Origin of the sequence: Cupriavidus plantarum, from assembly GCF_905397285.1 — a bacterium.
GTDB classification, from domain to species: domain Bacteria; phylum Pseudomonadota; class Gammaproteobacteria; order Burkholderiales; family Burkholderiaceae; genus Cupriavidus; species Cupriavidus plantarum.
In genome coordinates, this window is record NZ_CAJPUX010000001.1 from 1,788,312 (window position 1) to 1,812,218 (window position 23,907).

At 65.4% G+C, this 23,907-nt stretch carries 15 protein-coding genes and 2 tRNA genes; 7 read left to right on the forward strand and 10 right to left on the reverse strand.

What is annotated here, in order from left to right:
- Positions 1 to 111: 111 nt before the first annotated feature.
- Positions 112 to 4,170 (reverse strand): phosphoribosylformylglycinamidine synthase, encoded by a 4,059-nt coding sequence (gene purL / locus KHP16_RS08210; RefSeq protein WP_109580900.1) that lies wholly within the window; start codon positions 4,168 to 4,170, stop codon positions 112 to 114.
- A 244-nt stretch (positions 4,171 to 4,414) separates the two neighbouring features.
- A complete protein-coding gene (locus KHP16_RS08215; RefSeq protein ID WP_109580899.1) occupies positions 4,415 to 5,002 on the reverse strand; it encodes a winged helix DNA-binding protein in 588 nt (195 codons plus the stop codon).
- Positions 5,003 to 5,224: 222 nt separating this feature from the next.
- Between KHP16_RS08215 and KHP16_RS08220 the strand changes: the two genes are divergently transcribed.
- The 6 genes from KHP16_RS08220 (at position 5,225) to pgi (ending at position 13,338) form a co-directional block, all read left to right on the forward strand.
- Positions 5,225 to 6,223, forward strand: coding sequence for a TRAP transporter substrate-binding protein (locus KHP16_RS08220; protein ID WP_109580898.1), 999 nt, complete (start codon positions 5,225 to 5,227; stop codon positions 6,221 to 6,223).
- A 6-nt stretch (positions 6,224 to 6,229) separates the two neighbouring features.
- A complete protein-coding gene (locus tag KHP16_RS08225) occupies positions 6,230 to 6,781 on the forward strand; it encodes a TRAP transporter small permease subunit (protein ID WP_109580897.1) in 552 nt (183 codons plus the stop codon).
- Positions 6,781 to 8,091 (forward strand): TRAP transporter large permease, encoded by a 1,311-nt coding sequence (locus KHP16_RS08230; protein ID WP_109580896.1) that lies wholly within the window; start codon positions 6,781 to 6,783, stop codon positions 8,089 to 8,091. Before KHP16_RS08225 ends, KHP16_RS08230 begins: the two co-directional genes overlap by 1 nt.
- A 68-nt stretch (positions 8,092 to 8,159) precedes the next feature.
- Complete coding sequence (locus tag KHP16_RS08235; RefSeq protein WP_109580895.1) at positions 8,160 to 9,494, forward strand: D-amino acid dehydrogenase; 1,335 nt, start codon at positions 8,160 to 8,162, stop codon at positions 9,492 to 9,494.
- A 53-nt stretch (positions 9,495 to 9,547) separates the two neighbouring features.
- A complete protein-coding gene (locus KHP16_RS08240; RefSeq protein ID WP_211959929.1) occupies positions 9,548 to 11,353 on the forward strand; it encodes an NAD(P)H-hydrate dehydratase in 1,806 nt (601 codons plus the stop codon).
- Between the two features lie 314 nt (positions 11,354 to 11,667).
- The gene (pgi, locus tag KHP16_RS08245; RefSeq protein ID WP_109580893.1) at positions 11,668 to 13,338 is read left to right on the forward strand and encodes a glucose-6-phosphate isomerase; all 1,671 of its coding nucleotides are present in this window, start codon (positions 11,668 to 11,670) and stop codon (positions 13,336 to 13,338) included.
- On the opposite strand, the gene KHP16_RS08250 is transcribed toward pgi, so the two are convergent.
- Positions 13,314 to 14,012 carry an ABC transporter ATP-binding protein gene (locus KHP16_RS08250; RefSeq protein WP_109580892.1) on the reverse strand — a complete coding sequence of 233 codons (699 nt, stop codon included), beginning with the start codon at positions 14,010 to 14,012 and terminating at the stop codon, positions 13,314 to 13,316. The genes pgi and KHP16_RS08250 overlap by 25 nt on opposite strands.
- Positions 14,013 to 14,154: 142 nt before the next feature.
- Between KHP16_RS08250 and KHP16_RS08255 the strand changes: the two genes are divergently transcribed.
- Positions 14,155 to 14,799, forward strand: a complete 645-nt coding sequence (locus tag KHP16_RS08255) for an arylesterase (protein ID WP_415831433.1) — start codon at positions 14,155 to 14,157, stop codon at positions 14,797 to 14,799.
- A 53-nt stretch (positions 14,800 to 14,852) separates the two neighbouring features.
- On the opposite strand, the gene KHP16_RS08260 is transcribed toward KHP16_RS08255, so the two are convergent.
- From KHP16_RS08260 to tig, 7 genes are all read right to left on the reverse strand, one after another.
- A complete protein-coding gene (locus KHP16_RS08260) occupies positions 14,853 to 16,787 on the reverse strand; it encodes a SurA N-terminal domain-containing protein (RefSeq protein WP_109580891.1) in 1,935 nt (644 codons plus the stop codon).
- 424 nt (positions 16,788 to 17,211) lie between these two features.
- Positions 17,212 to 17,288: transfer RNA gene (locus tag KHP16_RS08265), tRNA-Asp, on the reverse strand.
- A 29-nt stretch (positions 17,289 to 17,317) separates the two neighbouring features.
- A tRNA-Val gene (locus KHP16_RS08270) sits at positions 17,318 to 17,393 on the reverse strand.
- 201 nt (positions 17,394 to 17,594) lie between these two features.
- The gene (lon, locus tag KHP16_RS08275; protein WP_109580890.1) at positions 17,595 to 20,006 is read right to left on the reverse strand and encodes an endopeptidase La; all 2,412 of its coding nucleotides are present in this window, start codon (positions 20,004 to 20,006) and stop codon (positions 17,595 to 17,597) included.
- Positions 20,007 to 20,303: 297 nt separating this feature from the next.
- Complete coding sequence (gene clpX / locus KHP16_RS08280) at positions 20,304 to 21,584, reverse strand: ATP-dependent Clp protease ATP-binding subunit ClpX (RefSeq protein WP_109580889.1); 1,281 nt, start codon at positions 21,582 to 21,584, stop codon at positions 20,304 to 20,306.
- 151 nt (positions 21,585 to 21,735) lie between these two features.
- Positions 21,736 to 22,386, reverse strand: a complete 651-nt coding sequence (gene clpP, locus KHP16_RS08285) for an ATP-dependent Clp endopeptidase proteolytic subunit ClpP (protein ID WP_109580888.1) — start codon at positions 22,384 to 22,386, stop codon at positions 21,736 to 21,738.
- Positions 22,387 to 22,460: 74 nt separating this feature from the next.
- Positions 22,461 to 23,816 carry a trigger factor gene (gene tig / locus KHP16_RS08290; protein ID WP_109580887.1) on the reverse strand — a complete coding sequence of 452 codons (1,356 nt, stop codon included), beginning with the start codon at positions 23,814 to 23,816 and terminating at the stop codon, positions 22,461 to 22,463.
- Between the last annotated feature and the right edge of the window lie 91 nt (positions 23,817 to 23,907).

The following is a 23,907-nucleotide window of genomic DNA, read 5'->3' on the forward strand; positions in this document are numbered from 1 at the left end:
TTCCCACCATCTTTCTGACAAGTATCTGGCGCGCCTATTGGTCACATTCCCAGCCATAAAAAAACCCGCTGGCGCCAGCCAGCGGGTTCGTTCGCCACAGCACGGCGAGGGTCAGCCCACCCACTTCCGCGCATTGCGGAACATCCGCATCCACGGGCTGCCGCCGTCGGGAATCGCCTTCCACGCGTCCGGGGCCCAGCTCATCGTCGCCGCGCGGAACACGCGTTCCGGGTGGGGCATGAGCGCGGTGAAGCGGCCATCGACGGTCGTGACCGACGTGATGCCCTGCGGCGAGCCGTTCGGGTTCAGGGGATACGTCTGCGTGATGTTGCCGGCGTTGTCCACGAAGCGCAGCGCCACTTTGGCGGCGTTGATATCGCCTTGCTGCGAGAAGTCCGCGAAGCCTTCGCCGTGTGCGACCACGATCGGGATGCGGCTGCCTTCCATGCCCGCGAAGAAGATCGACGGGGACTGCTCCACCTGCACCGTCACGAAGCGCGCTTCGTACTGCTCCGACTGGTTCCGCGTGAACTTCGGCCACGCGTTCGCGCCCGGGATGATCGGGGCAAGGTTGCTCAGCATCTGGCAGCCGTTACACACGCCCAGCGCGAACGTGTCCTGACGGTTGAAGAACGCGGCGAACTGCTCGGCCATCTGGGCGTTGAACAGGATCGTCTTAGCCCAGCCCTCGCCCGCGCCCAGCACGTCGCCGTAGCTGAAGCCACCGCATGCCACGAAGCCCGTGAAGTCGGCCAGGTTCGCGCGGCCTGCGATCAGGTCGCTCATGTGCACGTCGTGCGCGTCGAAGCCCGCGCGGTCCATGCTGTACGCCATCTCGATCTGCGAGTTGACGCCCTGCTCGCGCAGGATCGCCACGCGCGGACGCTTGCCGGTCGCGACGAACGGGGCAGCGATGTCCTCGGCCGGATCGAACGTCAGCACGGGGCTGATGCCGGGGTCGGCCGCGTCCAGCAGACGATCGTATTCGCTATCGGCGCAGGCCGGGTTGTCGCGCAGGCGCGCGATACGCCAGCTGACCTCGGACCAGTTGCGCTGCAGCTCGCCGCGCGCGGCGCCGAAGACCTTCTTCGCGTCGCGATAGATCTCGATCTGGTCGCTCGTGTTCGGCTTGCCGAGCACATGGCTGCACGCCGACAGGTTCGACTCGCGCAGCACGCCGAACACCGCATCGCGGTCCTCCGCGCGCACCTGGATCACGGCACCGAGCTCTTCCGAGAACAGCGCGCGCAGCGTCTGCTCGTTGCGGCGCTCCGCGATCTGCTGCGTCCAGTTCTTGGCATCGCCGTAGTCCTGCTCCTGCGCGGGATCCAGCGAGATCATGTCCACGTTCAGCGACACACCGCAATGGCCCGCGAAGGCCATTTCCGCGACGGCGGCCATAAAGCCACCGTCCGAACGATCGTGATACGCCAGCAGCTTGTCCTCGCGGTTGAGGCGCTGAATCACGTTGAAGAAGCGCTTGAGGTCTTCCGCGTCGTCCACATCGGGCACGCGATCGCCGATCTGCTGCGTCACCTGCGCGAGGATCGAGCCACCGAGGCGGTTCTTGCCACGGCCGAGGTCGATCGCGATCAGCACGGTATCGCCGGCATCGGTCCGCAGTTGCGGCGTCAGCGTGCGATTGACGTTGTCCACGGCGGCGAATGCCGAGATGATCAGCGACACCGGCGCGACCACTTCCTTCGCCACCGACTTGCCGCCCTCCTCATCCGACCACTTGGTGCGCATCGACAACGAGTCCTTGCCCACCGGAATGCTGATGCCAAGCGCCGGGCACAGTTCCATGCCCACGGCGTGCACCGTGTCGTAAAGCTTGGCGTCCTCGCCTTCCACGCCGCAGGCCGCCATCCAGTTGGCCGACAGCTTGACCTTGCCGAGGTCGATCACCGGCGCGGCCGCGAGGTTGGTCAGCGCTTCGCCGATCGCCATGCGGCCCGAGGCGGGCGCGTCGATCACGGCCAGCGGCGTGCGCTCGCCCATCGTCATCGCTTCGCCGGCCAGGCCCTTGTAGTCCAGCGTGGTCACGGCCACATCGGCCACGGGCACCTGCCACGGACCGACCATCTGATCGCGCGCGTTCATGCCGCCCACGGTCCGGTCGCCGATCGTGATCAGGAACGACTTGCTGGCAACGGTCGGATGACGCAGCACGTCGTGCACGGCCTGCTCGAGCGAAATGCCGGTGACATCCACCGCCGGCAGCGCCTGCTCCACGCGCTTTACGTCGCGATGCATGCGCGGCGGCTTGCCGAGCAGCACGTCCATGGGCATGTTGACCGGAAAGTGTTCCTTCAGCGAAGCGTCCACCTCGGCATCCACGAGCTGCAGCTGCTTTTCTTCAGTGGCGATACCCACCACGGCAAACGGCGCGCGCTCGCGCTCGCACATTGCCTGGAACTGCGGGAAGCTGTCCGGCGCGATGGCCAGCACATAACGCTCCTGCGATTCGTTGCACCAGATCTCGGCCGGCGACAGGCCCGATTCCTCGAGGTGAATCTGGCGCAGGTCGAAGCGCGCGCCACGATTCGCACCGTCCACGACTTCCGGGAAGGCGTTCGACAGACCGCCCGCGCCCACGTCGTGGATAGACAGGATGGGGTTCGCATCGCCCAGTTGCCAGCACGCGTTGATGACTTCCTGCGCGCGACGCTCCATTTCGGGGTTGCCGCGCTGCACCGAATCGAAGTCCAGATCGGCCGTATTGGTGCCCGTGGCCATCGAGCTCGCGGCGCTGCCTCCCATGCCGATGCGCATGCCGGGGCCGCCCAGCTGGATCAGCAGCGAGCCCGGCGGCAGATCGTTCTTCTGCGTGTGCGTGGCGTCGATATTGCCGATACCGCCCGCGATCATGATCGGCTTGTGATAGCCGCGCACGGTGCCGCCGACGTTCTGTTCGTAGACGCGGAAATAACCGCCGAGAATCGCGCGGCCGAATTCGTTGTTGAACGCGGCACCGCCGATCGGGCCTTCGATCATGATCTGCAGCGGCGACGCGATGCGGTCCGGCTTGCCGGTCACGCCGGGCTTGTCGTCGGGGTTGCGATGGGCGACCGGCTGCGCGGCGTCGCGCGCGTTCTCCCACGCTTCCACGGCGTCCGGCAGCATCAGGTTGGACACCGTGAAGCCCGTCAGGCCGGCCTTCGGCTTGCCGCCGCGGCCCGTGGCCCCTTCATCGCGGATCTCGCCGCCGGCACCGGTGGAGGCGCCGGGGAACGGGGAAATCGCGGTCGGATGGTTGTGCGTCTCCACCTTCATCAGCGTATGGGTGAGCGCCTCATGACGGCCATAACGCTGATCGTCGCCGCGCGGATACCAGCGCTCCGCGACACCGCCCTCCATCACCGCCGAGTTGTCCGAATACGCGACGATCGAACCCTGCGGATTCAGCTGGTGCGTGTTGCGGATCATCGCGAACAGCGACTTGTCCTGGCTCACGCCGTCGATGGTCCATGTCGCGTTGAAGATCTTGTGGCGGCAGTGTTCGCTGTTGGCCTGCGCGAACATCATCAGTTCGACGTCGGTCGGATTGCGGCCCAGCCTGGCGTAGGCGTCCAGCAGGTAGTCGATCTCGTCGTCCGACAGCGCAAGGCCCATGGCCGTGTTGGCATCGACCAGCGCGGCGCGGCCGGCGGCGATGTCGATGAACTGCAGCGGCTTGGCCGGCAGCTCCTGGAACAGGCCCGCCGCTTCCTCGCGCGAGGCGATCACGGTTTCCGTCATGCGGTCGAACAGATGCGCGGCCACGGCGGCGCGCGTATCGGCGTCCAGCGTCTTGCGGCCGCGCAGCAGGCCCTTCTTGCAGATCACGGTGATCTCGATGCCCCGTTCGATGCGGTGCACGTGGGTCAGGCCGCAGTTATGGGCGATATCGGTCGCCTTGCTGGCCCACGGAGAGATCGTGCCGAAGCGCGGAATCACGACGAACCGGTCGCCTTCGGTCTGCGCGGCGAACGGTGCACCATAGGTCAGCAGCGCGGCGATCCGGCCCTCGTCGTCGGACGAGAGCGGTGCATTGGCATCAACGAAGTGCAGGAACTGGCCGTGCACCGATTCGATATCGGCGTCGATCTGCCTGAGGGCGGTGAGGAGGCGTTGCTGGCGGAAGGCGGAAAGCGCCAATGGGCCGGGGAAGCACGAGAAATGCGCCATGATCGTTGCGGTCGGGAGGCAGGAGGTAGGGGGCTGCGGCCGCCGGCACCGCTGAGTGGGGCGCCGGCTGGCGGAAAACCGCTATTGTACCTTGCCCGGGCCTCGATATTGCATTGCGAGATGGGGCAGGAACGGACAAACCCGGCCGCATGGGCCGGCGCTGCACCAAAGTGCATCGCCGGGGGCCAGTTTTCCGACCGTCCGCGAGGCAAAGCCCCCCAACATCACATCACATTACGTCACATCATAGGGACGTCGCCGACCGCGCCGCCTGCTCGTAAAGCCCCGTCAACACCCGTAATAACCTCGCCAACTCCCCGATCTCGACGTTCTCCTCGCTCCCCTCGGTGAAATTGCTCGTGAGGCATTGCTCGCGAATCTCCCGATATCTGGCGCAGGCATCCGCGCCCGCCTGCGTGGTGGCGTAGGTCGCCTCCTTCCCCACCCGCTCCCCGGTCACGAGTCCAAGACCGGTGAGCTTCTTGAGCGCATAGGTCACCAGATGCGTGTCCTCGACGTTCAGCACGAAGCAGATATCCGCCAGCCGCTTCGCCCGCCCGCGATGATTCACGTGGTGCAGCACCAGCACGTCCAGGAACGTGAGATCCCGCACCCCGGCCGCCCCCATGCACCGCACCACCCACCGGCTATAGGCGTTGTACGCCGTGTTGAGCCCGAATTCGAATTCGGACAGCTCCGGGCTGCGAACCGACACCAGGTGCGACGACGACACGATGTTCATCCCCGCCGCGCGGGACAGCGACGTGCGGGGCGACGCCGCGCCAGTCTCTTCGGGCGGTTCGGGCGTGGTGGTCGCAGGCTTGCGTGCCATAGATAAGGTCTCCTGTCCGTGGCGATAGGTGAAAGCCCGAAGCACATCGAGCCAATAATGGCTTGACAGTTTATTGGCAAATTCTCAGCATGAACACCACTCTGGGCATGACCCTTGCATCAAAAAATCCGTTTTCGCTCATCGCGCGCCGGCCGAGCCATCGGCGCGCCCCGGTAGTCAAACCCGCGCGTCAACGCGCATGCAACACCAGGAGAGATCGAGATGCGAGTCAAGGGAGTCAACACGTGGGCAATCGTGACGGGCCTTGTGGGAGGCCTCGTTGCCGCCCTCGGGAGCGCGCCGGCGGCATGGGCGGATACGAAATGGGACCTCCCCACCGGCTACCCGGTGAACAACCTGCACACCGAGAACCTGCAGAAGCTCGCCGATGACGTGGCGCAGGCCACCGGCGGCAAGCTCAAGATCCAGCTGCACCCCAACGGCTCCCTGCTGAAGGCGAACGAAATCAAGCGGGGCGTGCAGACCGGTCAGGTGCAGATGGGCGAAATCCTGATGTCGACGCTCGCCAACGAGAACCCCGTGTTCGGCGTCGATGCGGTGCCCTTCCTCGCCACGAGCTACGGCGACGCGTTCAAGCTCTGGCAGGCCTCGCGCCCCGTCACCGAAAAGGTCCTCGATCGCCAGGGCATGAAGCTGCTGTACGCGGTGGCGTGGCCGCCGCAGGGCATCTACGCGAACAAGACGCTGACCTCCGCCGCGGACATGAAGGGCCTCAAATGGCGCGCGTACAACCCGGCCACATCCAAGATCGCCGAACTCGTCGGCGCGCAGCCCGTCACGATCCAGGCCGCCGACCTCGCGCAGGCGCTCGCCACGGGCACCGTGAACTCCTTCATGTCGTCGGGCGCGACCGGCGTCGACACCAAGGTGTGGGAAAGCGTGAAGTACTTCTACACCGTGGACGCGTGGTTGCCGAAGAACATGCTGGTGGTGAGCAAGAAGGCGTACGCCGCGCTGGACAAGCCCACGCAGGACGCCCTGCTGAAGGCCGTGGCCGATGCCGAGAAGCGCGGCTGGCAGGTCTCCGAGCAAAAGACGCGCGAGTACCTCGCGGTGCTGTCGAAGAACGGCATGACCGTGCAGCCTCCGTCGGCCCAGCTCAAGAGCGACATGCAGAAAGTCGGCCAGACCATGGTCGATGAGTGGGCCAAGAGCGCCGGCGACGACGGCAAGGCCATCCTCGACGCCTACAAGAAGTAACGCGGCATGGAAGTCCCCGTCACCCCAAAGCGCTGGCTGGACCGGCTGCTCGACCTGTGCGCCGTGCTCGGCGCGCTCTGCATCCTCGGCGTCTGCATCGTCATGATCATGATGTCGCTGTCGCGCGAAACGACCATCGCGTTCCGCGGCGGCGACGACATCGTCGCGTGGCTGTGCGCGGCGTCCGCGTTCCTCGTCCTTGGGCAGACCTTCCAGCACGGCGGCATCGTGCGCGTGGAAATGCTGCTGGAGGCCGTGGGCCCGCGCCGCCGCTGGCTGCTGGAACTCGTCTCCCTCACCGTGTGCCTCGTGTTCGCGGCGTACGCCACCTATGCCCTCGGCACGTTCGCGTGGCAGAGCTGGGATATCGGCGACGTCTCGCAAGGACAGATCGTGATCCCGCTGTGGATTCCTCAAAGCTTTGCCGTCATCGGTTGCGCGGGCTTCATGCTCGCCGTGGGCGATGAATGGCAGCGCGTGGTGCGCCGCCAGAAGCCGCGCTATCAGGTGGCGCAGGAAGCGAAGCTCGCTGCCGGCGATTTCGGGGAGACGATCTGATGAGCACCGTCCTCGTTGCCCTCGTCCTGCTCGTGGTGATGATCGTGTTCCTCGCGCTCGGCGCATGGATCCCGGTCGCCATCGCGGTCACCTCGTGGATCGGCCTCGTCATCTTCTCCGACCACGAAGCGCTGATCAACCTCGCCAACTCGTGGTGGTCGTCGAGCGCGTCGTACACGCTCGCTTCACTTCCACTCTTCGTCTGGATGGGCGAAATCCTGTTCCGGACCAAGCTGTCGGAGCAGATGTTCAACGGCCTGTCGCCCTGGCTCAACTGGCTGCCGGGCCGGCTCATGCACGTGAACATCCTCGGCTGCGGCATCTTCGGGTCGGTATCGGGATCGTCCGCGGCCACGTGCGCGACCATCGCCAAGTCCGCGCTGCCGGAGCTCACGCGGCGCGGCTACGACGAACGCATCACGCTCGGCTCGCTGTCCACCGCGGGCACGCTCGGCATCCTGATTCCGCCGTCGATCACGATGGTCGTGTACGCGGTGTCCGCCGACGTATCGATCATCCGCGTGTTCCTCGCGGGCTTCCTGCCGGGTCTGCTGCTGATGCTGCTGTTCTCGGGCTATATCGTCGTGTGGGCGCTGCTCAATCCGAGCAAGACGCCGCCGGCCGAGACGTTCGGGTGGCGCGCGCGATTCGCCTCGATCCGCCAGCTGCTGCCATGCATCGTGCTGATCGCGTTCATCACGTGGATCATGATCGCGGGCTATTCCACGGCGACCGAGGCTGCCGCCTACGGCGTGGTGGCGTCCCTCGCGCTGGCATGGGCGGGCGGCTCGCTCACGCGCCGGGCATTCTGGGACAGCCTGATGTCCGCGACGCGCCTGACCGCGATGATCATGTTCGTACTCGGCGCCACGTCGTTCCTGTCCGTGACGATGAGTTTCACCGGCATTCCGCGCGCGCTGGCGGAATGGGTGGCCGCGCTGCACCTGTCGCCGTGGGCATTGATCGCCGTGCTGACCATCATCTACATCGTGCTCGGCACCGCGCTCGACGGCATCTCGATGATCGCGCTGACCACCGCCACCGTATTGCCGATGGTGCAGGCCGCCGGCTTCGATCTGGTATGGTTCGGAATCTTCATCGTGCTGCTCGTCGAGATTGCCGAGGTGACGCCACCGGTCGGATTCAATCTCTTCGTGTTGCAGAGCATGACCGGGAAGGACAGCAACTACATCGCCAGAGTCTCGCTGCCGTTCTTCATGATGATGGTGCTCGCCATCGCCATGGTGACCGTGTGGCCGTCCATCGTGACGTGGCTGCCCGATCAGGTCATGCAGAAGGAACTCAAATAACCGCGCGCCCGCTCGCCTGACGGGCAGCGCGGATTTCCCGGGGTCGCTGACAGGGAGATTCGAGCCACATGCACGTCATCGTGATTGGGGCGGGCGCCATTGGCGTCTGTTCCGCGTGGTACCTGCGCCAGGCCGGCTTCGACGTGACCGTACTGGAAGCGCGCGGCGCGCCGGCGCAGGAGAGCAGTTTCGGCAATGCCGGCGTGATCGCACCGGGTTACGTCACGCCTTGGGCGGCACCCGGCATGCCGCGCAAGCTGCTCGGCATGCTGCTCGCGAAGGAATCGCCGGTCCGCTTCCGGCCGAGCCTCGATCCGGCCATGTGGCGATGGATCGCGCGCTGGGTGCGCGAATGCCATCCCGATCGTTACCGCGCCAACAAGCTCCGCATGCAGCGGCTGGCGTTCTACAGCCGCGACTGTCTGCATCGCCTGCGCGGCGAGCTCGAGATCGACTACGAGCAGTCGCGCGGATATCTGCAACTCTTCCGCACATCGCAAGACCTCGACCTCGCCGCGCCGGCGCTGGCGCTGCTGCGCGAGAACAAGGTCCCCCACACGCTCGTGGACGCCGCGGGCTGCCGCCGCATCGAACCGGGCCTCGCGCAGGACACGGCGCTGGCGGGTGGCTTGCACCTGCCCGAGGACGAGTCGGGCAACTGCCCGTTGTTCGTGCGGCGCCTGCACCAGCATGCGGAAGCGGCGGGCGTACGGTTCCGCTTCGATACCGTCGTCGCGCGAGTGCGCGCGGCATCGGGCGGTCGCGTGGCATCGCCGGCTGGCGGCACCGCCAGCGTGGCCGCGGGCAGCTTGACGGTGGAACTGGCGCCGGCGAAGCGTGGCGCCACGCCGGAGGCGCTCCACGCCGATCGCGTGCTGATATGCGCGGGCGCAAGCAGCGCGACGCTGATGCGTCCGCTGGGCCTCCGCATCCCGCTCTACCCCGTCAAAGGGTACTCGGCCACCGTGATGGTGCGGGACGAACTGCAAGCCCCGCTCGCCGCGCTCATGGACGAGTCGTACAAGGTGGCCATCACCCGCATGGGCAACCGCCTGCGCGTGGCGGGCACCGCGGAGCTAGGGACCCGCAGGCTCGACCTGCGGCAAGACGCCATCCGCACACTGATCCGCGTCGCCCGCGACTGGTTCCCCGTCGCGGGCAGCTATCAGGAAGCCACCCTGTGGGCCGGCGCGCGCCCGATGCTGCCCGACGGCCCCCCGCTGATCGGCGCGACATCCGTCCCCGGCCTTTTCCTGAACCTTGGCCACGGTTCCACAGGCTGGGCCATGTCCTGCGGCTCCGGCAAGATCGCCGCCGACCAGATCGCCGCAAGCGCTGGCGAAGGCGATGGCCCCGCCATCGACATGGAAGGCCTGACTCCGGCCCGCTATGGATTGGCATAAGCGCGCCTCGGCTTGATGTACGCTTGCGGCATGTCTCGCCTGGACGCATACGCATGAACACCACCAACACGGCATCCGCATCGGCATCGGCATCGGCCTCCGCCAGCAGCACGGCAAGCACGGGCAGCACGACCGCGACGGTCGGCGACGCGCCGGCCGTCACCGAAGCTTGGATCACGCTCGATCCGCTGGGTCTTGTCGGTCAGGTCGGTGGACTCGGTGGACTCGGTCAGCCCCCCGCGCAGGCATGCACCCCGCTCTACGACGTCGCGACCCTCCGCGCCATCGAGCAGGCCGGCCTCAACAGCCTGCCACCGTTCACGCTGATGGCCCGCGCGGGGACGGCCGCGGCGGACTGGGTCGTGCGCCATGCCCCCGCGGGCAAGATCCTGTGCGTCGCCGGCGCCGGCAATAATGGCGGCGATGCGCTCGTCGCCGCCACGCGCCTGCATCAATCTGGGCGCCGCGTGGAAGCCTGGCTGACCGGCGCCCCGGACCGCCTGCCCCCCGACGCCGCGCGCGCATGGGCCGAGGCCCGCGCGGCGGGCGTGCCCGTGCTGGCGATGCCGCAGGACGAAACAGCCGCGCTGCCGCCATGGCCCGCCGACTGCGAGGCCATCGTCGACGGCTTGCTCGGCATCGGCCTCAATCGCCCCGCGCAGGGACAGGCCGCCCGCTGGATCGGCCACATCAACGCGTCCGGCGTGCCCGTGTTCGCGCTCGACGTCCCGAGCGGTCTGTTCGCCGACACCGGCGCGGGACAACCGGCCGTGCGCGCGCAACGCACGCTCACGTTCCTCGCCGCCAAGCCGGGCCTCCTCACGCTGGACGGCCGCGACTGCGCCGGCGAGATCGACATCGCCCCGCTTGGCCTGCCCTATCCGCCCGCCGACGCAAGCGTCCCGGCCCCGCCGCCCGCGCAGTCATCGTCATCGGCCGCACTGACGCCGCAGCCAGCCACGCAGGCGCCCACGCGCCTACCCATCGCCATCGTCAACCAGCCCGCCGCCTTCGCCGCCGCGCTTCCCAAACGCGATCACGCCGCCAACAAGGGCCACTTCGGCCAGCTCGCCGTCATCGGCGGCAACACGGGCATGACGGGCGCCCCGCTGCTCGGCGCACGGGCAGCGCTCTACCTCGGCGCGGGCCGCGTCCATATCGGGTACCTCGCCGACAACGCGCCATCGGCCGACTTGATGCACCCCGAGCTCATGCTCCACCCGCTCGACAACGTGAACACGGCGGCCATGACGGCCATCGTCATTGGCCCCGGCATGGGCACGAGCCCTCATAGCGCCGCCGCCCTCGCCACGTTGCTCGATGCCGCCATGAACGCGGACGAGAAGCCGGCGCTCGTATTGGACGCCGACGCCCTCAACGTGCTCGCCAGCGACAAGGCCCTGTCCCAGCGCCTCATCGCAAGCGGCCTCCCCACAGTCCTCACCCCTCACCCACTGGAAGCCGCCCGCCTGCTGGGCACAACCGTCGCCGACGTGCAGCGGGACCGTCTGCGCGCCGCAAGAGCGATGGCCGCGCAATGGCAAGCCGTCGTCGTGCTCAAGGGCTCCGGCACCCTCATCGCCACGCCCGACAACACGGCACCGCTCGCCATCAATCCCACCGGGAACGCCGCACTGGCCACCGCCGGCACCGGCGACGTGCTTGCCGGCATGACAGGCGCCTTCCTCGCGCAAGGCATGACGCCCCACGCCGCCGCGTGCGCCGCGGTATGGATCCATGGCCGCGCGGCGGATGCCTTCGTCGCCGGGGGCATGGGCCCGGCCGGCATGACCGCCAGCGAGTTGTACGCGCCCGCGCGCCAGATCCTCAACGCGCTCCTGCGCGGCGACCCCGCCTGACCGCACCTGACGCGCCACATTTGCGCGCCGACGCACAGAGCACACCACGATTCCGTAACAGGATGTCACCATCCGTCGGACAACGTCCGATAGGGACGCTCCCGATTGCCTGCTATCGTTGCGGCACACCGTTAGTGCCGTGGGGAGCATGGAAGGCAATCCAAGGGAGACCTTACGCCACGCGGTGAACAGCGCCCGACATTGCACAGGATTTGCCCGCGAATTCGCTCAATTGCCGCCGTGCGCTGGCGATATACTTCCGCTGTCCGCGCCGCAGCACGGCACGGACGCCGACGACTTAATTTCGAGATTGCATGCCGACAGATCTACACGCCTGGAATGCCCTCCTGCAGCATCACGACACCATTCGCGACACACCGATGCGCGAGTGGTTCGACAAGGGGAACGACAACGGTGACGCGGACCGCCGCGTCTCGACGTTCTCCGTGGAGGCCGCGGGCCTGTATCTCGATTTCTCCAAGAATCGCATCACGCAGGAAACGTTCGACCTGCTGATGCGCCTGGCCGAAGAAGCCGGCGTCCCCTGCCGCCGCGAAGCGATGTTCGCGGGCGAACACATCAACGCCACCGAAGACCGCGCCGCACTGCACGTCGCGCTCCGCGCGCTGCCCGACGCCCCGTTCCGCGTCGATGGCACCTCGGTGATGCCCGGCATCCACGACGTCCTGCGCCGTATGCAGAGCTTCTCCGAGCGTGTGCGCAGCGGCCAATGGACGGGCTACACGGGCGAGACGATCACCGACGTCGTCAATATCGGCATCGGCGGTTCCGACCTCGGCCCGCGCATGGTCTGCCGCGCGCTCGCGCATCTGGCGGACCGCGTCGGCCCCCGCATGCATTTCGTGTCGAACGTCGACGGCACCGAACTCGCCGAGACGCTCGTGCGCCTGAACCCGGCCCGCACGCTCGTGATCGTCTGCTCCAAGACCTTCACGACGCTCGAGACGATGGCCAACGCGTGCAGCATGCGCGAATGGTTCCTCGCCAACGGCGTGGCCGAGCATCAGCTCGCCTGCCACTTTGTCGCGGTATCGACGAACACCGAAGCCGTCCGCAAGTTCGGCATCGACCCCGCCAACATGTTCGAGTTCTGGGACTGGATCGGCGGCCGCTTCTCGCTATGGTCGTCGGTCGGCCTGTCCATCGCGCTAGCCGTCGGCTTCGACGCGTTCGAAGACCTGCTGCGCGGCGGCCGCGCCATGGACGATCACTTCCGCACGGCACCGCTCGCACAGAACATGCCGGTGATCATGGCCATGCTCGGCATCTGGTACCGCAACTTCTTCAACATGCCGACGAGCTGCATGGCGCCGTATTCGACGTCGCTCGAACTGTTCCCGGCGTTTCTGCAGCAACTGGAGATGGAGAGCAACGGCAAGTCCGTGCAGCTGGACGGCCGCCGCGTGCGGTCGCATACGTCCCCGGTGGTGTGGGGCACCGCTGGCACGAACGGCCAGCATGCCTATTTCCAGATGATCCACCAGGGCTCGCAGATCGTCCCCGTGGACTTCGTCGCGCCGCTCGTGCCGCCGCGCTCGCTGCCGGGCCATCACGCCAAGCTGCTGGCCAACTGCTTCGCGCAGGCGGAAGCGCTGATGCGCGGACGCAGCACGGAAGAACTGCACGCGGCCGGCATCACCGATCCGGCGCGCGTGCCGCATATGGTGTTCGAGGGAAACCGCCCGAGCAACACGCTCCTCATGGAAGACCTCACGCCGCATGTGCTCGGCGCGCTGATCGCGCTCTACGAGCACCGCACGTTCGTGCAGGGCGTCATCTGGAACATCAACTCGTTCGATCAGTGGGGCGTGGAGCTCGGCAAGATTCTGGCGCGCCCGATCGAAGGCGAACTCAAGGGCGACAGCGTGGCCGACACGGCAGGCGCGCACGATGCCTCGACGCGCGCCCTCATCGCGCGTGCGCGCGAAGTCCTGTCGCGTCAGACTTCCGTACCGAGTAACTGATCGCTCGCGACGCGGCCCGCCTCGATCGTCAGCATCCGGCCGCAGCGCGCGGCCACCGATCGGTCGTGGGTCACGAGCACGAGCGTGGAACCGGCATCGCGATTGAGTTCGAACATCAGCGCGATGACCGCCTCGCCCGTCGACGTATCGAGGCTGCCGGTGGGCTCATCGGCAAACAGGATGTCCGGCCGCGCCACGAAGGCGCGCGCCAGCGCCACGCGTTGCTGCTCGCCGCCGGACAGCGTGCGCGGATAGTGCGACAGCCGCTTGCCCAGCCCCACACGCTCGAGCATCTCCACCGCGCGCTCGCGCACGCGGTCCGTCTCGCCGCGCAACTCCAGCGGCAGCATCACGTTCTCCAGCGCGGTCAGATGCCCGACGAGCTGGAACGACTGAAATACGAATCCCACATGACGGCCGCGCAGCGCGGCACGCTGGTCCTCGTTGAGCGCGAACAAGTCCTGACCATGCAGCTTGACCGCGCCGGTGCTCGGCAGATCGAGCCCGGCCAGCAGGCCCAGCAGCGTCGATTTGCCCGATCCCGAAGCGCCGACGATGGCCAGCGTCTCGCCCGGCGTGACGGAAAACGAGACGTCGTGCAAAATCGTCAGCGAACCCGTCGCGTCAGCTACGGTCTTTCCTAGTGACTCGACAGCGAGAATGGAAGAAGACATGGGCAAGAAATCCGGGAGCAGCATTGATCGGTGTACCACTTCGAGCGGAAGCCGGGGCGGAAGTTCGTACGGCAACGCCGTGAAGGTAGCATGCGGCATCGCCATTGGCGTGGCCATCGGCATCGGCGCGGCATGGCTATCGCTGACGCCCGCCACGGCAGCCACGCCGGCCACCGCCGCGACATCCGCGACGCCAGCCGCCACGCCAGCCACCACGCCAGCCACGGCGGGCCCCGCGGTGCTCGTCCTCGGCGACAGCCTCTCCGCCGAATACGGCCTCACGCGCGACACCGGCTGGGTCAAGCTGCTGCAAGACCGCCTGCGCGCGGAGCGGTTCGATTATAGCGTCGTGAACGCGAGCATCAGCGGCGAGACCACCGTGGGCGGCAAGACGCGCCTGCCGGACCTGATCAAGCGCCACAAGCCGGCGGTGGTGATCGTGGAACTGGGTGCGAACGATGCGCTGCGCGGGCTCTCGCTGCAAAGCACGGAGGCCAACCTGCGCGACATCCTCGGCAACGCGCAAAAGTCCGGCGCGCGCGTGGTGCTGGTCGGCATGCGGATTCCGCCGAACTACGGGCAGGACTACACCGAGAAATTCTTCGGCCTCTATGCAAAGCTCGCGCAGGAATATCGCGCCGCACTGGTGCCGTTCTTCCTGGACAAGGTGATCACGCACCCGGACTGGTTTCAGGACGACCGCATCCATCCGAATGCGGCCGCGCAGCCGACCCTGCTGGACAACGTGTGGCCGCAGCTGAAACCGCTGCTGAAGAGCAGCCGATAAAAAAACGGCAGGCGTTGCGCCTGCCGTTTTTTGACTTCCCTTGACTCGGGCTCTTATTGCGCGTCGCTGGTATCGGACGCTGCGGCAATCGGCCGCAGGATCTTCACCTTCGACTCCGCCTTCAGGCTCTCGTAGTAGGCGTTCAGATCCGCCTGACCTACCAGCTGCGCCAGTTGCTGGGCCTCGGCCTGACGTTGCTCGGGTTTCGGCTGCGTCGGCGTGCTGACCTTGTTGATGCGATAGATGGCGTAGCCATCGTTGCCCAGATCCACGCCCACGAACGCCGGCAGCTTCAGCGCATCCGCGCGCATGATGGCCTCGGCGGCCTTCGGCGGGATGTTGTCGCCACGCGTGCGGGACACGGTCACCGATGCGCCGAAGCCCGCCGTCGCCGGATCCTTCTTCAGCGCCTCGAGCTTCGCCTCGCCATCCTTGCGCGCGAGTTCGGCGGCCTGCTGCGCGATGTACGCGGCACGCACCTGCGCTTCCACTTCCTCGAACTTGCGCACCGACGACGGACGGTAGTCCACGACACGCGCCGACACCAGCGTGGTCGGGCCCACCTGCACGGCCTCGATATTGCGCTTGTTCTTCAGCGAATCGTCGCTGAACAGGGCCTTCAGCACCTTCTCGTTGTTGAGGGGGTTCTGCGCGCCGAGCTTCGGGTTCGGCTGACGCGTCACGTCGTCCGCGGTCTGGATCTGCAGATGGAACTTGTCCGCGGCCGGCTTCAGGCTTTCCGCCTGCTCATACACAAGGTTGCCGAACGCATCGGCCTGCTCCTGATAGGCCTTGGCCGCGAGCTGCTTGCGGAGTTCGGTCTCGAGTTCCGCCTTCACGGCTTCCAGCGGCTGTACGGCGGCGGGCTTCACTTCGTCGAGCTTGATGATGTGATAACCGTAATCGGTTTCCACCACATCGCTGATCTGGCCCGGCTTCAACGCGTACATCGCGTCCTCGAACGGCTTGACCAGCGCGCCGCGGCCCATGAAGCCGAGATCGCCGCCCTTCTCCGCCGAACCCGGATCCTGCGATTCCTTCTTCGCCACGGCGGCGAACGTTTCCGGATGCTTGCGCAGTTCGTCGAGCAGCTTCTGCGCGCGCGCCTTGGCGGCGGCACGGTCGGCGGCCGGCGCGTCCTTCGGCGACGAGATGAGGATATGGCTCGCGCGGCGCTGTTCTTCCGTCTTGAAGCGCTGGACGTTGCTGTCGTAGTAAGACTTCAACTGTTCCGGCGTCACCGTCTGCGACGCAGCCAGCGCGTCGCCGGACAGCACGACGTATTCGACCTTGGCCTGCTCGGGAATCGCATAGGCGGACGTGTGCGCGTCGTAGTACGCCTTCAGTGCCGCCGCATCGGGCGTCACCTTCGCGGTGAAGTCGGCGGGCTTGATCACGAGCGCCTGGACGTCACGCTCCTGATCGCGCACGGCGAGCAGGCGGTCCAGCAGCGACTTCGGCATAAAGCCCGTGGTTGCCACGGCGGCGCTCAGCTGTTGCGTGGCGAGGTCGAAGCGCATGCGCGCGTCGAGCTGCTCCGGCGTCATGCCTTGCGCGGCCAGCAGCTGCACGTAGGCCTTCTCGTCGAACTTGCCATCGGCGGTCTTCAGCTGCGCGATCGCGGGAATGCTCTGAATCGCGGCGGCCACTTCGGCATCGGACACGGTCAGGTGCTCGCGCTCGACGGCGGCGGAGACCACGCGCTGTTGAATCAGCTGATCCAGCACGGCCTGGCGCGCGGCGGCGCCTTCGAACTGACGCGGGTCGTAGTTTGCGCCCAGGATCTGACGCATGCGCTCGGTCTGGTCGCGGACGACGTTGTCCACTTCCTGAACCGAGATGGCGCGGCCATCGACCTTCGCGACGTCATGCGAACTGTCCATGAAGCGCGAATAGCTTTCGACGCCGAAGAACACGAACGACGGAAAGACGAGCACCAGCAGCAGCAGAAGCATCAGGCGCCGGTTGTTGCGTACGAAATCAAGCATGCTGATTCGGGTAAAGGGTTGGCACGAAGGTCAAACTTCGCGATTCTATCAGGAGCGGCACCCGATACCCGTCAGTTTCGGAGGACCAATAAAAAACGCCCGCATACGCGGGCGTTTTTCATAAGCTGGCGGAGTGGACGGGACTCGCCTACATCCCGCAGGCCGCTGCCGCGCTTGCAAGCGCGGCCCTTCGAGTCCCGCCGTGAGCCGCGCAGGCGGCTCATTCCACTCCGCCCAATAAAAAACGCCCGCATGCGCGGGCGTTTTTTATAAGCTGGCGGAGTGGACGGGACTCGCCTACATCCCGCAGGCCGCTGCCGCGCTTGCAAGCGCGGCCCTTCGAGTCCCGCCGTGAGCCGCGCAGGCGGCTCACTCCACTCCGCCCAATAAAAAACGCCCGCATGCGCGGGCGTTTTTTATAAGCTGGCGGAGTGGACGGGACTCGAACCCGCGACCCCCGGCGTGACAGGCCGGTATTCTAACCGACTGAACTACCACTCCTGTGTCGGCGCCAGTGCAACGCGATGCGGTGGTGGGTGCTGAGGGGTTCGAACCCCCGACCTACGCCTTGTAAGGGCGCCGCTCTACCAACTGAGCTAAGCACCCGCATGCGTGACACTAGTCAATCTCGCTTCGCACGGCTCGGCAGGTACTGCTTCGGTTGCCGCTGTTTGCGTTGCGAGGCCGCGATTGTAATCCAGGTGTTCGCGATTTGCCAAGCGCTGCGCACAGGAAATTCGCAATAAAGCGCGCATAAAAAAACGCCACGGTTTCCCGTGGCGTTTCTCGTCGGCGATAAACGCGCGATCAGTGATGCGTCATCTCGACCGTGGACTTGGACTTGTCCGCCACATCGGCAGGCTTCGCCACTTCCTCGGGCAGCGGCTCGGGCTTGCGCTCGAGCGCGAGCTCCAGCACCTTGTCGATCCACCGCACCGGCACGATCTCGATCGCGTTCTTCACGTTGTCAGGAATCTCGGCGAGGTCCTTGACGTTCTCTTCGGGAATCAGCACCAGCTTGATGCCGCCACGATGGGCCGCCAGCAGCTTCTCCTTGAGACCGCCAATCGGCAGCACCTCACCACGCAGCGTGATCTCGCCGGTCATCGCGACATCGGCACGCACCGGAATCCCGGTCAGCACCGACACCAGCGCCGTCGTCATCGCGCCGCCCGCGGACGGACCGTCCTTCGGCGTCGCGCCTTCCGGCACGTGGATGTGGATGTCGCGCTTCTCGAACATCTCGTCCGTGATCCCCAGACGACGTGCCCGCGAGCGAACCACCGAACGCGCAGCCTCGACCGACTCCTTCATCACGTCACCAAGCGAACCCGTACGCGTGATGTTGCCCTTGCCCGGCATGATCGCGGCTTCGATGGTCAGCAGATCGCCGCCCACTTCCGTCCACGCCAGACCGGTCACCTGGCCCACCTGGTTCTCCTTGCCCGCAAGACCGAAGTCGTACTTGCGCACGCCGAGGAATTTGTCGAGGTTCTCGGAATCCACCTTCACCGAGCCCGACTCCTTCTTCAGCAGCAGCAGCTTGACCACCTTGCGCGCGATCTTGGAGACCTCGCGTTCCAGCGACCGCACACCGGCTTCCCGCGTGTAGTAGCGGATGATGTCGCGAATCGCCGCGTCGGTCACCTCGATCTCGCCTGCCTTCAGACCGTTGTTCTTGATCTGCTTGGGCAGCAGGTAACGCTCGGCGATGTTGACCTTCTCGTCCTCGGTGTAACCCGAGAGGCGAATCACTTCCATCCGGTCCAGCAGCGGCGGCGGAATGTTCAGCGAGTTCGACGTCGCCACGAACATCACGTCCGACAGATCGAAGTCGACCTCGATGTAGTGATCCTGGAACGTATGGTTCTGTTCCGGGTCCAGCACCTCGAGCAGCGCCGACGACGGGTCGCCACGGAAGTCCATGCCCATCTTGTCGATTTCGTCGAGCAGGAACAGCGGGTTCCGCACGCCAACCTTCGACAGGCTTTGCAGGATCTTGCCCGGCATGGAGCCGATATAGGTCCTGCGGTGGCCGCGGATCTCGGCCTCGTCCCGCACGCCGCCCAGTGCCATGCGCACGAACTTGCGGTTCGTCGCGCGCGCCACCGACTGGCCGAGCGAGGTCTTACCCACGCCGGGAGGACCAACCAGGCACAGGATCGGCGCCTTCACCTTGTCCACGCGCTGTTGCACCGCGAGGTACTCGAGAATGCGTTCCTTCACCTTCTCGAGGCCGTAGTGGTCTTCATCCAGCACGCGCTCGGCGTTCGCGAGGTCGTTGTTGACCTTGCTCTTCTTGCGCCACGGCAGATTGACCAGCGTGTCGATGTAGTTGCGCACGACGGTCGCTTCCGCGGACATCGGCGACATCAGCTTGAGCTTCTTGAACTCGGCGTCGGCCTTCTTCTTGGCCTCCTTGGGCATGCGGGCGGCCTTGATGCGCTTGTCGAGTTCCTCGAGGTCCGCGCCTTCTTCGCCTTCGCCCAGTTCCTTCTGGATGGCCTTGACCTGCTCGTTCAGGTAGTACTCGCGCTGGGACTTCTCCATCTGGCGCTTGACGCGGCCACGGATGCGCTTTTCCACCTGCAGGATGTCGATCTCGCCTTCCAGCTGCGACAGCAGGCTCTCGAGACGCTCGGTCACATTGACCATCTCGAGGATCTTCTGCTTCTGCTCGAGCTTGATCGGCAGATGCGCGGCGATCGTGTCGGCCAGGCGGCCGGCTTCGTCGATGCCCGACAGCGACGTCAGGATCTCGGGCGGGATCTTCTTGTTGAGTTTCACGTACTGGTCGAACTGCGACACGATCGCGCGGCGCAGGGCCTCGGTTTCGGCGCTTTCGACCGGTGCGGGCGGCACGGGCACGGCTTCGCACATGAAGTGCGAGTCGTCCTCGCTCACTTCGGTGATGTTCGCACGCTGGGTACCTTCGACGAGCACCTTCACGGTACCGTCGGGCAGCTTCAGCATTTGCAGGATATTGGCGATGCAGCCGACCTCGTACAGGTCATCGGCCGTCGGCTCGTCTTTCGCCGCCGTCTTCTGGGCCACGAGCATGATGCTCTTGCCCGACTCCATCGCAGTCTCAAGCGCCTTGATGGACTTCGGGCGACCCACGAACAGCGGGATCACCATGTGCGGAAACACCACCACGTCGCGCAGCGGCAACAGTGGGAGGCGAATCGGCTCAGCCGGGAGGAGTTGTGTTCCGGACATCATTTTCCCCAGTCAGTCATTTAAGGCGTAAATAGGGCCGCGGGAATCGATTACAAGACAGCTATCACCGATTTCGGTGTAGGACGCAGACATACCTCGAAACATGCAGAAAAACGCACCTTTTCGGTATGCCTCACCCTGCACTTGCGACCCGCTCTTGAACAGCATACCCGCGTTTGCTCCCGTTCGTCGTTTGAAATGAAGAAAAAAAGCCGCTCGCTTCCAAGCGAACGGCTCCTTGAATTTATCGCCAGTCTGGCATCGACCACTCGGGCGTCATGCGCATGCGTCGCGCCCTCAGTTCGAGCCGGCTACCTTGGGCTGCTGCGGTTCTTCGTAGATCAGCAGCGGCGGCGCATCGCCGGTGATCGTGCTTTCGTCGATCACCACCTTGTGCACGCCCTTGTAGTTCGGCAGGTCGTACATGACGTCCATCAGCGACTGCTCGAGGATCGAACGCAGACCGCGGGCACCCGTCTTGCGGCGGATGGCCTTGCGGGCGATGGCGGACAGCGCGGCGGGACGAATCTCCAGCTCCACGCCTTCCATCGCCAGCAGCTTCTGGTACTGCTTGACCAGCGCGTTCTTCGGCTCGACGAGAATCTGCATCAGCGCGGCCTCGTCCAGCTTGGCCAGCGTGGCCACTACCGGCAGACGCCCGATGAGTTCCGGGATCAGGCCGAACTTGATCAGATCTTCCGGCTCGGTCTGGGGCAGCACTTCGCTGACGTCGCGCTCTTCCTTGCTCTGGACCTGCGCGGCAAAACCGATGCCGGTCTTGTCCGAACGCTGCATGATGACCTTTTCCAGGCCATCGAACGCGCCGCCGCAGATGAACAGGATGTTGGTCGTATCGACCTGCAGGAAGTCCTGGTTCGGGTGCTTGCGGCCGCCCTGCGGGGGCACCGAAGCCATCGTGCCTTCGATCAGCTTCAGCAGCGCCTGCTGCACGCCTTCGCCGGACACGTCGCGCGTGATCGACGGGTTGTCGGACTTGCGCGAGATCTTGTCGATTTCATCGATGTAGACGATGCCGCGCTGCGCCTTCTCGACTTCGTAGTTGCAGTTCTGCAGCAGCTTCTGAATGATGTTCTCGACGTCCTCGCCAACGTAGCCGGCTTCCGTCAGCGTGGTCGCATCGGCGATCACGAACGGCACGTTCAGCAGGCGCGCCAGCGTCTGGGCCAGCAGCGTCTTGCCGGAACCGGTCGGGCCGATCAGCAGGATGTTGCTCTTCGACAACTCGACATCGTCTTTCTTGCCGAGGTGCTTCAGGCGCTTGTAGTGGTTGTACACCGCCACGGCCAGAATCTTCTTGGCCTGCTCCTGCCCGATCACGTACTGGTCGAGGCTCTCGCGAATCTCGTGCGGGGTCGGCAGGTCGGAACGGGCAGCGGCCGCGGCGTCCTTGTCGGACGCGGCCGCCTCGTCGCGGATGATCTCGTTGCACAGGTCGATGCATTCATCGCAGATGAACACCGACGGGCCCGCGATCAGCTTCTTGACCTCGTGCTGGCTCTTGCCGCAGAACGAGCAGTACAGAAGCTTTTCACTGGAAGAACTTTTTTTGTCCGCCATAGGATTCAGTCACATTAGCAGTGCGGGAAACGCATGAAACGCATCATACGCCAAAACCATTGGGGCGACCGCCGTCCGGCCGGCGCCGTCGCTTCATAAGCAAAAAACGAGGCACATGGCCTCGTTCCGCTGTAGGCTGTGCGAGGATCACTCAGCCGCGCCGGGTAATGACCTTGTCGATCAGGCCATAATCCACTGCCTGATCGCCGCTCATGAAGTTGTCGCGGTCGGTATCGCGCGCGATCTTTTCCACGGGCTGGCCGGTCACTTCGGACAGGATGCTGTTGAGGCGTTCGCGCAGGTACAGGATCTCGCGGGCCTGGATCTCGATGTCCGAGGCCTGGCCACGCGCGCCGCCGAGCGGCTGGTGGATCATGATGCGCGAGTTCGGCAGTGCCGAACGCTTGCCCTTGGCGCCAGCGGCCAGCAGGAACGCGCCCATGCTCGCTGCCATGCCCATGCACAGCGTCTGCACGTCCGGCTTGATGAACTGCATCGTGTCGTAGATGGCGAGGCCCGCCGAAACGGAGCCACCCGGCGAATTGATGTAGAGCGACACGTCCTTGTCGGGATTCTCGCTCTCGAGGAACAGCAATTGCGCCACGACCAGATTCGCGGTCTGGTCGTTCACCTCGCCGACCATGAACACCACGCGTTCCTTGAGCAGGCGCGAGTAGATATCGTACGCGCGCTCGCCGCGGCCGGACTGCTCGACCACCATCGGCACCAGCCCGAGACCCTGCGTCTCCAGGGCCGAAGCCTGCGTCGTGGCCAGACGGTCTAGCAAATCATTGCGGGTCATGCAGGTTCTCCAGGTATTCAGGGACGACGGCCGGTGTCGATGACACCGGCCGCTTCACGCGAATCAGGCCCGAATCAAGCTTGTTGCGGATTCGATTCGGCGGTCAGTTCCTCGAACGACACCGTCTTGTCCGTAACCTTGGCCTTCTCGCACACGAAATTTACCACGTTGTTTTCGAGCACGTAGGCTTCCATCTCCGCCAGGCGCTGCTGGTCGCCGTAGTACCAGCGCATGACTTCCTTCGGGTCCTCGTAGCTCTTCGCGAAATCTTCGATCTCGGCCTTGATCTGCTCGGGCTTGGCCTGCAGGTTATTGGCCTTGACGATCTCGGCGAGGATCAGGCCCAGCTTCACGCGGCGCTCGGCCTGCTGGGTGAACATGTCCGCCGGAATCGGCATGTCCTTGGCGTTCGGCATGCCACGCTGCTCGAGGTCGCGGCGGGCCATTTCCACCAGGCGTTCCTTGTCCTGGTCCACCAGGGCCTTCGGCACGTCCAGTTCGCTGACCTTGATCAGCGCTTCCATGACCTCGTCCTTCAGCATCGCGTGCGTGCGGCGCTTGACTTCGCGCTCGAGGTTTTCGCGGATGTCGGCGCGCATCTTCTCGACGCTGCCGTCGGCGATGCCGAGCGACTTCGCGAATTCGTCGTTCACTTCCGGCATGTGGGCCCACTCGACGCGCTTCAGCGTGATCGTGAACTCGGCGGTCTTGCCGGCCACTTCCTTGCCGTGATAGTCGGCCGGGAAGGCCAGCGGGAAGGTCTTGCTCTCACCGACCTTCAGGCCGATGGCGGCGGCTTCGAACTCGGGCAGCATGCGGCCTTCGCCCAGCACGAACGCGAAATCCTCGGCCTTGCCGCCGGCGAATTCCACGCCGTCGATCTTGCCCACGAAGTCCACGGTCACGCGGTCGCCGTTCTTGGCGGCCACATCGCCACCGCCGTCGCCGTGCTCACCGGCTTCGCCGCGCACGTGGTAGTGCACGCGCTGCTTGCGCAGGATATCCACGGTCTTGTCGATCTCGGCGTCGCCGATCTCGGTCTTCGTGCGGGTCACTTCGGCGCCGGACAGTTCGCCGATCTTGACTTCCGGATACACCTCGAACGTCGCCTCGAAAGCCACTTCGTCGTCAGCGACGCCGTCGGTCTTCAGGTCGAACTTGGGTTGGCCGGCCACCTTGACGTCCTGCGCCTGGGTGATGTCGAAGAATGCGCGGGCAGCCTTGTCGAAGCGCACTTCGAACTCGACCTGCTGGCCATATTGCTTCTCGACCATCTTCATCGGCACCTTGCCCGGGCGGAAGCCGGACATCTTCACCGTCTTCGACAGGCGAACCAGGCGCTCCTGCGTTTCCTTCTGCACTTCAGCCTTGGGGATGGCCAGGGTCACCTTGCGGTCCAGCTTGCCGAGATTTTCAATGACGTTCGACATGGTCGTTGATCCAATCCAGAAATGTTGTTGTCTCTGCCTACTTCACGTCCACCCGCTCGCCTGCATACCCGTATGCGCCAATTTTGGGGCC